The organism is Gaoshiqia sediminis (assembly GCF_025907915.1).
In the GTDB taxonomy this organism is placed as follows: Bacteria; Bacteroidota; Bacteroidia; order Bacteroidales; family Prolixibacteraceae; genus Gaoshiqia; species Gaoshiqia sediminis.
This window is the reverse complement of sequence record NZ_JAPAAF010000065.1, coordinates 1-9,747: the sequence shown is the minus strand read 5'-3', so window position 1 is coordinate 9,747 and position 9,747 is coordinate 1. Positions and strand designations below refer to the sequence as shown.

Genomic DNA, 9,747 nt, shown 5'->3' with positions numbered 1-9,747 from the left:
CCAAGTGCATAAATCACACGATATCAAGAGAATAAAAGGAGTGCCAAGCTGCCTTCTAAGCAGTAGGTCATGGGTTCGAATCCCGTCCGGGGTACAAAAAGTCGCAGTTTTTGCGGCTTTTGTCATTTTTAAGAACAAATTATGGTACACTTTTCATTTTTGTTGCATTCTCGATACTTTTCAATCGGGTAGTTTGAATAACATTGCCTTGCTTTATAGTCGTTTAGTGCCTTCCTTTCATGCGGTCTTTTGTCCGTAACATTCAACTTATCGACAATTTATCGCTCACTTTCCGGAATAATGAAACCAGTAAAGTAATTCTTCGTTGAGATGATTATAAGATTAGTTTAAATTGTTTGGGCGGGGAGGGGATTTGCCATCGGATGATGCAAATTTTCATTTATTTCGTTGTTTTAAAAAGGAAGCAAAAGTATATGGTGAAATCGAACGAAGAGAAGATTAACGAGCTGTGTAAGTTGCTATTGGAAATTGGGTCGCTGCTTATGGCATCGGGAGCAAACACGGCACGGATTCGAGTTACTATTTTGCGCATTGCTAATGCGTATGGGTACAATGCCGAATTGTTGATTACCCACCGGGCGTTGATGCTCACCTTGTACGACGAAGATAAGGACTACTTTTTCAGCCGGTTGAAGCGCACTTCTCCTCATGGGGCCAACTTCAGGATGGTAAGTGGAATTAGCCGGATGAGTTGGCGAATTGTTGAAGAAAAGTGGGATTTTTCGCAGGTGCAACAGGAAATTGACCGGTTGAAGTCGCTTCCTCATTATCCGCGTTTAGTCATTTTGTCGATGGTGGGGTTGGCGGGCGCATCTTTTTGCCGTTTGTTTGGCGGAGGCCATATCGAAATGTTGGTTGCTTTTGTGGCTACTTTTGTGGGCTTGTTTGTGCGTCAGGGAGCATTGAAAAAGTCTTTTAATGCGTACCTGTGTATATTTTTTGCAGCTTTTGTCTCTTCAATAATTTCAGGCCTGTCGGTGAAATTGCAGCTAGGTGAGCATCCTGACTATGCCTTTGCCACTTCTGTTTTATATCTTATTCCCGGTATCCCGTTGATCAACTCCCTGTCGGATTTGCTTGACGGAAACCTGATGAATGGTATGGTGCGGGGAATTCACGGACTGATAATTGCCTTTTCGATAGCGCTGGGATTATTAAGCGCCATCTTGATTTATAATATATAACCTTCTGGTTTATTGGTATTAATTGGGATGTTAGTGGTTGTTGCCTTTTAACTTTTTACTTGAAACATGGAATGGATTGCTTTTTTTGAAAAATGGGTTTGGCTTGGTTTTGCCGCTGTCGGTTTTGCCATCTTGTTTAACGTTCCGCAACGTACGTTGTGGGCCATATTTTTGATGGGAGCACTGGGCGGGGCAACAAAATTTCTGACGTTGAACCTGGGGGGCGGTATTATTTTGGGTTCTTTTTTAGGTGCCGTCTTGGTTGGTTTTTTAAGTATCGGCGCTGCTCATTTTAAACATTCACCGCCATTTGTCTTTGCGATTCCCGCGGTAATTCCAATGGTTCCGGGGGCATTTGCCTATCGGATGATGTTGGGCATCATCCGGCTCACTGGCGAAGTTGATCCCGATACTTTCATTCAGTTGTTGGATGAAACGGTGGATAACGGACTGAAAGCTTTTTTTGTGCTCATGGCTTTGTCTTTGGGCGTTTCGGCCCCCATGTTGCTCACACGTCGCGAGTCTGCCAAGGAAATAAAAGTTCCTTTGAAAATTGAGGAATTGATTAAAAAATAGGCGCAGCGTTTTTTGCAGTTCAGGGGAGCACTGTGCCTTTGCTCCCTAACAGTAGAATGCCTGCATTTTTAACAGGTAATGGTCGCTACTTTACCGTTGATTTTAATTTGTCCTTGAAAATCTTTCTGAATTTATCCACTTTCGGTACAATAACAAATTGGCAATAGCTTTGAGCCGGGTTGTTCTCAAAATAATCCTGGTGATAATTCTCTGCTCTAAAGAAATTTTTCCAGGCACTTACTTCGGTGACCACCGGTTTCCCGAAAACGTGATCGGTGTTGAGTTGATTGATGACCAGTTCGGCCACTTCTTTTTGGCTGGGATTGTGATAAAAAATGACCGACCGGTATTGAGTTCCTACATCGGCGCCTTGACGGTTAAGAGTTGTTGGGTCATGAGTGGCGAAGAAAACCTCCAGTAATTCTGTAAAGGAAATTACTGAATTATCAAATTCTATTTCAATGGCTTCGGCGTGTCCCGTCCTGCCTGTGCATATTTCTTTATATGAAGGATTTACTACATCGCCCCCGGAATAGCCAGAGGTTACCGATACAACACCTTTCAATTCTTTAAAAATGGCTTCGGTGCACCAAAAACACCCGCCGCCGAATGTGGCAATTTCCATATTTTCGGATTTAGATTGTGCGGCTGTAAGCGAAAATAAGCTGCTGAGAAAGATCACGATGATCGCTTTTTTATTCACTTCCTGTAGTTTACGGTGGTTTACCTGTCGAGTTTAATGCCAAACCTGCGTAGCGTTTTTTTCTCGAACTGCCAAAAAAATGCGAACTGTCCTAATAAGGTACCAATCGCTAAAAGAGTGACCTGATATACAGGAATAATGGTCAGAACGTAGATCAGCGCTTTCATCAGGAACGGCCATTGTGGGTCGAAATGGATCCAGCTAAAGATGAACTTTTTGAAAAAAAGGGTTGCAGATCCGCTAATGGAAAAAACAAATAAAATAATGGCCAATTGGATATTGGATTCAACGTTCCAGCGACGCTTCAATTTATCAAACATGATTGTTCTTTGATTACTATTTCTTACCGATACAAACAAACGGAAAGGCGAATGGTTTGTTAGAATTGGTGGGTTTGGAAAACGATATAGCCGTACAGCGCAAAACGTAAAATCCTGAAAAAAGCAAACGAGATAAATCGTTTCATGGGATATTCGGTTGTTCCGACTAGCATGCTAATAGCGGCCCAGGGCAGGGGAGTGAGCGCAGCTGCAATAATAAGCACCGAGCCGTATTTGCGGAAGAGTGGCCAGTAATGGCTGAAAAATCTTCGGCTCATATACCGGAAAATAATCACCCGGCGCAGGTATCTTCCGATCAGAAAGGCCAGATAGCCAGCTCCGTAGGATACGCCGGCAAAAAATGCAAGGTTTAAAAAGTAATGCAGGGTATCGCCTTTGTGAAATGCCCAAAGCATAAAAAATTCGGGTGGGAATAAGCCAAAGAACACTTCCGATCCAATGTAAATCAGGTAAATAAGTAGCGGTTGGCTGTAAAACCGTTCAATCCAAACCTGCTGATTTTCTTCGATTATATAGGTTTTGAAAAGTAAGTAGGCCACGGCAATGACGGCCGCATATAGTACGCCGCGCAATAAGTTTTTCAGCAAAAACTTGATTTTTATTCGTGTAGTCATTGTGTTAGCCGGTCTATTTTTTCTGCCAGTTCGTGATCGAGGCTGGTTACGTTTCCTGCGCTGTGTGTCGTTAAACTGATCTTTACTTTTTTGTATGCAAATATCAGTATATCAGGGTGATGGTTTATTTTTTCGGCCAAGGCGCCCACTTTGTTTACAAATTGCATGGCTTGCGAGAAATCTTGAAAATTGAATACTTTCTCGAGTTGGTTGTTTTCTGTTTTCCAATTCATCATTTTCGTTTTATGATCAAAACAAGCGGGTTGGCCGAAAGGTTTCAAATTAACCTGTAATCTTATTGAGGAGCCAAGCCATATTTTCTCCCAAGGTTTGCATGGTTTCCATGCCTTCTTCGTCGCTCAGAACGTCGCCAGGATTTTTGCCGTATGCAAAATTCCAATAGCTTGATCCGGGAACAATCATCTGATTAATCAGGAAAAAGTTGTTCATCGTTTCCAAGGTATGCAATTGCCCGCCACGGCGCACCGAAACCACGGCTGCTGCCGGCTTTCTTTTCAGCAGGTGACCGTTTCCGCGCGTAACATAGCCTGCTACGTCAATTAATGCTTTCATTTCGGTACTTACATCGGCAAAATATACCGGCGAGCCCAATATGATTGCATCGGCATCAATCATCTTCTGAATACATTCATTGATGATATCGTTTTTTATATGGCAACGTTTGTCTTTTATTTCGCGGCATTTTCCGCAGGCGGTGCAGCCATGAACTTTTTTGCCCCCAATCTGAAATAGTTCGGTATCGAAGCCTGCTTCGCCGAGCGGTTTAAAGACCGTTTCGATTAAAAGCCTTGTGTTCCCGCTTTTTCGCGGGCTTCCGTTTATTCCAAGAATTTTCATGGTTGAAAAGGTTAATTGCTAAAAACGTATGCTACAATGTTTGCCCCCATTTCCAGTGCTTTGCGTCTGATTTCGGGCGGATCATTATGAACCGACGGATCTTCCCATCCATCACTGATGTCCGATTCGTAAGTATATAAACAAACAAGCCGGTTGTCGATAAAAAGCCCAAATGCCTGGGGGCGCTTATTGTCATGCTCATGAATTTTGGGCAGGCCATTCGGAAAATCAAATTTTTGATGAAAAATCGGATGATCCGGCGGTAACTCAATGAATTCCTGATCCGGAAAAATCTTTTTCATTTCGCGGCGTATGTATGAGTCTATGCCGTAGTTGTCGTCGATGTGCAGAAAGCCGCCAGCTTCGAAATAGAGCCGAAGATTGCGGGTTTCTTCATGGGTAAAAATAATGTTCCCGTGGCCGGTGATATGCACCATCGGATAATTGAACAACTCTATGCTCCCGGGTTCTACCGTTCCGGGTTCATTGGCAAAAGTGGCATTTAGCTCCTGATTGCAAAAGCGCATCAGATTGGGCAAGGCAGTTGGGTCGGCATACCAGTCACCGCCGCCTTTGTATTTAATCAGTCCGATTTTCAGGTCTGGGTTTTGGGCTGCTCCCGAAAGGAAAAGAATGACCAATGCTAAAAGTACCAGGTATTTCGCCATTTTAAAAAATTGAAATTCAAAGATAAAAAGAATGTTCCAGTTCTTTCAAAAAACAAGTAAATCTTAAATCTGGATGAAACTTCAAAAACCAATTTGCCGAAAAGCTGTTACTTTTACAACTGAAAAAAATGGAGCTCCATGCAGAAAAGTTTTACTACCCGTTCGTTAAACATACCCTTTCCGAAAGATGATCCCCACCGGGCGCTTGATATGCCTGTTTATGAGTCGGTTGCTTTTGACTTTGCTTCGGCTGAGGATATTGCCGCAAATTTCAGGGGCGAGTTGCCCGCGCATGTGTATTCGCGTACCAGTAATCCAACCGTAGAATATTTTGAGCGAAAAATGAAAACCTTGACTGGTGCTCATCAGGCACTTGCCTTGGCATCGGGAATGGCTGCCATCTCGAATACCATTTTGGCACTTTGCAAGGCCGGAGATAATATTATATCGGGAAACCATTTGTTTGGACATACCTATTCGCTTTTTAATCAGAGTTTTGCTAACTATGGACTGGAAACTCGCTTCGTTGATACCACTGACCCGGATGCGGTTGAAGCCTTGATTGATGAAAAGACGCGTTTGATTTATTTTGAAACCGTAACAAATCCACAACTGGAGATTGCCGATATTGAGGCGCTGGCAGCCATTGCCACCAAACATCATATCCTATTGGTGGCCGACAGTACAGTTACCCCGCCGGTTGTGTTCAATTCCAAAAACCTTGGGGTTCATATTGAAGTGATGTCCACTACGAAATTTATTTCGGGCGGGGCAACTTCGTTTGGCGGGGTGATTCTGGATAATGGGCTTTACGACTGGTCGTTGAACCCAAATCTGACGCAGCAGGTTGAAAAATTTGGCAAAGATGCTTTTATTGCCCGGCTACGAAAAAATTACTATCGCAATACCGGTGGCAGCATGACCGCGCATACTGCCCACTTTCAAATTATGGGATTGGACATGCTGGAATTGCGCCTGGAAAGGTGTTTCGAAAATTGTTTGGCTTTGGGTGGGTTTCTGGAGAAGCACCCAAAGGTGAAAAAAGTTACCTATCCGGGATTGAAAACTTCGGCAGATTTTAATCTGGCTGAAAAACAATTTTCGGGAAAACCCGGAACGATCATGACTTTTGACCTGGAATCGCAGAAAGCATGTTTCGCATTTATGAACCAACTACAAATTATTCGGCGTGCCACCAACTTAAACGACAACAAATCGCTGATCATCCATCCCTATTCAACCATTTATGTTGAGTTTTCGGAAGAAGAACGGAACGAAATGGGAATTCGCGATACCATGTTGCGTTTGTCGGTGGGAATTGAGGCTGCTGCGGATTTGATTGCAGATATTGAGCAAGCGTTGGGACAGGTTGGCCGGTAAATCTTACTCGTTCATCAGGTTGGCAGTATGGCAGGCAACAATAGCTGCTGTTTCCGTTCGCAGGCGGCTTGTTCCCAGGCTTACCGGAATGAAGCCATTTTTGATGGCTAGCTCAATTTCATTTTCCGAAAAATCCCCTTCAGGGCCAATTAAAATCAGGTTTGACATGCTCCCCGCCACCTCGTGTTTTAACTCACGCTTATCTTGTTCGTAACAATGAGCGATAAACTTTTTTCCCTCAACCCCGCCACATAAAAGCCCGGCAAGAGGAGTGAGCGGATTAAGTTTGGGCAAATATGCTTTTAGCGACTGTTTCATGGCCGAAATAATCACTTTTTCCAGGCGGTCATCTTTTATTACTTTTCGTTCCGAATGATCACACAACACGGGCGTAATTTCGTCAATCCCGATTTCTGTTGCTTTTTCGAGGAACCATTCGAAACGGTCGATGTTTTTTGTGGGGGCAACTGCTATGTGCAGATAATGAGAGCGTTTTCCAAAATTGCTGACCTTTTTGATGACCTCAATCCGGCACTTTTTCGGATTCGCCGCTGTAATTTTAGCCTCATAGAAATTTCCGGCCCCATCAACCAACTGAATCAGGTCGCCATTCGTCATGCGTAATACGCGAATAGCATGTTTCGATTCTGTTTCGTCAAGGCAATACTCCGGTTCTGTTATATCAGGGGTAAAAAAAAGCTGCATGAATTAGTATTGAAAAAAGTATTACAAAAATAACCCGAAAGATAAAATGGTCGAAAAAATTCGGACTGGTCGGTTGTTGTTATCGTAAGTTTCTCGGCACCAGGTGAAAAGACAGTTCCCCACCACGCGATGAAATATCCTTCCAGCTTTCAATTTTAAAATCAATCCCAACCGTTGAGCACGTTGGCATATCACTGTTGAAGAAACGGACCAGATTGTTGGTCAGATAATAAATCGTAGGGTTATGCCCAAACACAAAAACCGTTTGCACCTCCTCCGAAATCTCACGGAGCATATCAATAAAGTCCTGTGTGGTAACACCTTCGTATAAATCCTCTTCCAATTGAATTTTCGGTTTGGGGTAGTGAAAAGTATCAGCATAAATTTCTGCTGTCTTGACCGCCCGCTTTGCCGGACTTGAAATAATCAAGTCAGGGGTTACCTTATTCTCTTTCAGTTTCGAACTCAATAATATTGCATCCGCTTTACCACTGCTGCGCAACTTCCGGTCAAAATCATCTTCATACCCATAAGGAACAGCCTTTGCATGTCTGACAAGTACTACACGTTTCATGTTGAAGAAATTTATGTGCTAAATTAAGCTAATTTTGAACACCAAAACTAACAAAACTCATTAATGAAACGAGTAGGATTGATCTCCGATACGCATGGTTCGATAAGTAGCAGGACCCTTAATTTTCTGGAAACAGTTGATGAAATATGGCATGCCGGGGACATTGGCACCGTTGAATTAGCCGATGAATTAGCCAGGCTAAAACCATTCAGGGCCGTATATGGAAATATTGATGATCACATTTTGAGACGAATGTATCCTGAAAATCAACGTTTTTTTTGTGAAGACGTTGATGTACTCATGACCCACATCGGAGGGTACCCAGGACACTATGATGTGCGAATCAGGCAAGAAATATATAGCAAACCACCCAAACTATTTATCAGCGGACACTCACATATTTTGAGAGTCATCTTCGATAAAAAAATTAATTGTCTGCACATTAATCCGGGAGCCTCCGGGAATAAAGGATTTCATACGATCTGTACAGCCGTGCGTTTTATAATTGATGGATCGACAATCCGGGATCTGGAAATATTGGAATTTGAACGAGTACAATTTTGATAGATTAAATGATCTAATAAGATAGTACATAGACTTATTAGTCTATTAGTTGTATTTATAGATATAACATCCTATATTTGCTATGTGAAGAAATTAGCAGTAATATCAGCAGATGTAATCGATTCTTCAAAATTTGAGGAAAATGCTTTTCTGGGAACATTACAGTTTTTAGAAGAGCCATCAAATAACTATCTCGTGAATAGAGGAGAATCGATATTGACCAGCAGAGGCGACAGCTTTCAGATAATGATACAAGACGTGGAAAAAGCATTCCTGAAAGCAATTTATTTGAAGTCCTATTTTAAAAAGAGTGAAATTGTATTGAAACATCAGCAAATAAAGAGAAAATTAGATCTGAGGATATCGCTTGCTGTTGGAAATGCAGAAACGATACCGGATGAAATTGGGAAAACCCTTGAAGAACCATTTGTTTTATCGGGTAGGGCACTCGACCAGATGAAACAGAAAAAACAAACTTTTATAATCACTACCACTAATGCCGAATATAATAAAGAACTAGATCTGTCCTGTTCATTCCTTGAAAATATTTTAGATGGCTGGACTATGGCACAGGCTGAAGTAATTTATTATCTTGTTCAGGGATTTAAGCAGTCAGAAATTGCGGAAAAGTTGAATCTGACCCAACCATCTGTAAGTAACCGGATACAACTTGCGCATTGGGGCCTGATTGAAAAAATGGATCACAGGTATAAAGATATTGTCTCAAAATTGTGACGTTATGGTGCTTTTCCTTCGTTTGCTTTTGGCTCATTTTATGGCCGATTTTATATTGCAGCCCAATTCGTGGGTAAGCGATAAAAACCAGCATGGAGTAAAATCAGTGAAATTGTTGTTTCACATTTCCATTGTAACGGTATTGTCCACACTTTTTGCACTTGATTATTTTAGCTGGAAGATACCCGTATTTATCTTCACATTTCATTATTTGACAGACTTGGGCAAAATATACCTGAAACCAGATAAGATCAATAATTTGCTTTGGTTTTTAGCAGACCAACTGGTACATGTTGCAGTATTGGCATTCATTGTCGCAGTGGTTGAAAACAATTTTCACAATTTAATTGCAGCGATTAATGGTATTTTGTCTGATCATGAGGTGCTTGTCTGTCTAACCGCTTATTTTTTTGTGATCTGGCCATCCATGATTATTATCAATCTAGCAACCCGGCGTTGGCAAAAGCAGATTAACCGCGAGATTGAACCAAACCTGAAAGATGCGGGCAAGTGGATTGGCATTTTAGAACGAGTACTCGTACTGACATTTGTACTTACGTCACAATTTCAAGCAATTGGATTTTTGATCGCTGCAAAATCAATTTTGCGTATATCTGTAAAAAGCGAAGCAAACGCCAGAATTATGTCTGAATATGTTCTGATTGGAACCTTGATCAGTTTTACAATCGCAATTTTTACCGGAATGTTGGCTAGCTCCGCTATCAGCTAAAATAGAGCAGCTTAATAACGTTTATTTGCAAAAAGGATTATGCCGGCAAATTTGAAAAACACGAGTTTTTTGTGCTTTTAAAATTTGTGTGATT

Annotated in this window: 14 protein-coding genes; 6 read left to right on the top strand and 8 right to left on the bottom strand. The window is 41.9% G+C overall.

What is annotated here, in order from left to right; translation table 11 throughout:
- The first annotated feature begins 434 nt into the window (after positions 1 to 434).
- Complete coding sequence (locus N2K84_RS19580; protein ID WP_282593528.1) at positions 435 to 1,205, top strand: threonine/serine exporter family protein; 771 nt, start codon at positions 435 to 437, stop codon at positions 1,203 to 1,205.
- 66 nt (positions 1,206 to 1,271) lie between these two features.
- Positions 1,272 to 1,781: a threonine/serine exporter family protein gene (locus tag N2K84_RS19575; RefSeq protein WP_282593527.1), complete on the top strand. Its 510-nt coding sequence runs from the start codon at positions 1,272 to 1,274 to the stop codon at positions 1,779 to 1,781.
- An 85-nt stretch (positions 1,782 to 1,866) separates the two neighbouring features.
- Here the strand turns inward: N2K84_RS19575 and msrA are convergent, their stop codons facing one another.
- The 6 genes from msrA to N2K84_RS19545 are packed head-to-tail and all read right to left on the bottom strand — an operon-like array spanning position 1,867 to position 4,965.
- Positions 1,867 to 2,484, bottom strand: a complete 618-nt coding sequence (gene msrA, locus N2K84_RS19570; RefSeq protein ID WP_282593526.1) for a peptide-methionine (S)-S-oxide reductase MsrA — start codon at positions 2,482 to 2,484, stop codon at positions 1,867 to 1,869.
- 20 nt (positions 2,485 to 2,504) lie between these two features.
- The gene (locus tag N2K84_RS19565) at positions 2,505 to 2,804 is read right to left on the bottom strand and encodes a DUF6787 family protein (protein WP_282593525.1); all 300 of its coding nucleotides are present in this window, start codon (positions 2,802 to 2,804) and stop codon (positions 2,505 to 2,507) included.
- Positions 2,805 to 2,863: 59 nt separating this feature from the next.
- Entirely contained in the window at positions 2,864 to 3,439 is a 576-nt protein-coding gene (locus N2K84_RS19560; RefSeq protein ID WP_282593524.1) for an SNARE-associated domain-containing protein, read from the bottom strand.
- The gene (locus N2K84_RS19555; RefSeq protein WP_282593523.1) at positions 3,436 to 3,675 is read right to left on the bottom strand and encodes a 4a-hydroxytetrahydrobiopterin dehydratase; all 240 of its coding nucleotides are present in this window, start codon (positions 3,673 to 3,675) and stop codon (positions 3,436 to 3,438) included. Before N2K84_RS19555 ends, N2K84_RS19560 begins: the two co-directional genes overlap by 4 nt.
- Positions 3,676 to 3,721: 46 nt before the next feature.
- A complete protein-coding gene (locus N2K84_RS19550) occupies positions 3,722 to 4,297 on the bottom strand; it encodes a flavodoxin family protein (RefSeq protein WP_282593522.1) in 576 nt (191 codons plus the stop codon).
- Between the two features lie 11 nt (positions 4,298 to 4,308).
- A complete protein-coding gene (locus N2K84_RS19545; RefSeq protein ID WP_282593521.1) occupies positions 4,309 to 4,965 on the bottom strand; it encodes a DUF4159 domain-containing protein in 657 nt (218 codons plus the stop codon).
- Between the two features lie 138 nt (positions 4,966 to 5,103).
- Here N2K84_RS19545 and N2K84_RS19540 point away from each other — a divergent pair, with 138 nt between their 5' ends.
- Positions 5,104 to 6,345 (top strand): aminotransferase class I/II-fold pyridoxal phosphate-dependent enzyme, encoded by a 1,242-nt coding sequence (locus N2K84_RS19540; RefSeq protein WP_282593520.1) that lies wholly within the window; start codon positions 5,104 to 5,106, stop codon positions 6,343 to 6,345.
- Between the two features lie 3 nt (positions 6,346 to 6,348).
- Here the strand turns inward: N2K84_RS19540 and N2K84_RS19535 are convergent, their stop codons facing one another.
- Both N2K84_RS19535 and N2K84_RS19530 read right to left on the bottom strand, forming a co-directional pair.
- A complete protein-coding gene (locus N2K84_RS19535; RefSeq protein WP_282593519.1) occupies positions 6,349 to 7,050 on the bottom strand; it encodes a 16S rRNA (uracil(1498)-N(3))-methyltransferase in 702 nt (233 codons plus the stop codon).
- A gap of 79 nt (positions 7,051 to 7,129) precedes the next feature.
- Complete coding sequence (locus N2K84_RS19530; RefSeq protein WP_282593518.1) at positions 7,130 to 7,624, bottom strand: SixA phosphatase family protein; 495 nt, start codon at positions 7,622 to 7,624, stop codon at positions 7,130 to 7,132.
- A 63-nt stretch (positions 7,625 to 7,687) separates the two neighbouring features.
- On the opposite strand from N2K84_RS19530, the gene N2K84_RS19525 reads away from it, so the two are divergent.
- From N2K84_RS19525 to N2K84_RS19515, 3 genes are all read left to right on the top strand, one after another.
- Positions 7,688 to 8,188, top strand: a complete 501-nt coding sequence (locus N2K84_RS19525; protein WP_282593517.1) for a metallophosphoesterase family protein — start codon at positions 7,688 to 7,690, stop codon at positions 8,186 to 8,188.
- A gap of 84 nt (positions 8,189 to 8,272) precedes the next feature.
- On the top strand, positions 8,273 to 8,923 hold the full coding sequence (locus N2K84_RS19520; protein WP_282593516.1) for a sugar-binding transcriptional regulator: 651 nt from the start codon (positions 8,273 to 8,275) through the stop codon (positions 8,921 to 8,923).
- A gap of 4 nt (positions 8,924 to 8,927) precedes the next feature.
- Complete coding sequence (locus N2K84_RS19515) at positions 8,928 to 9,653, top strand: DUF3307 domain-containing protein (protein WP_282593515.1); 726 nt, start codon at positions 8,928 to 8,930, stop codon at positions 9,651 to 9,653.
- Positions 9,654 to 9,747: the final 94 nt, after the last annotated feature.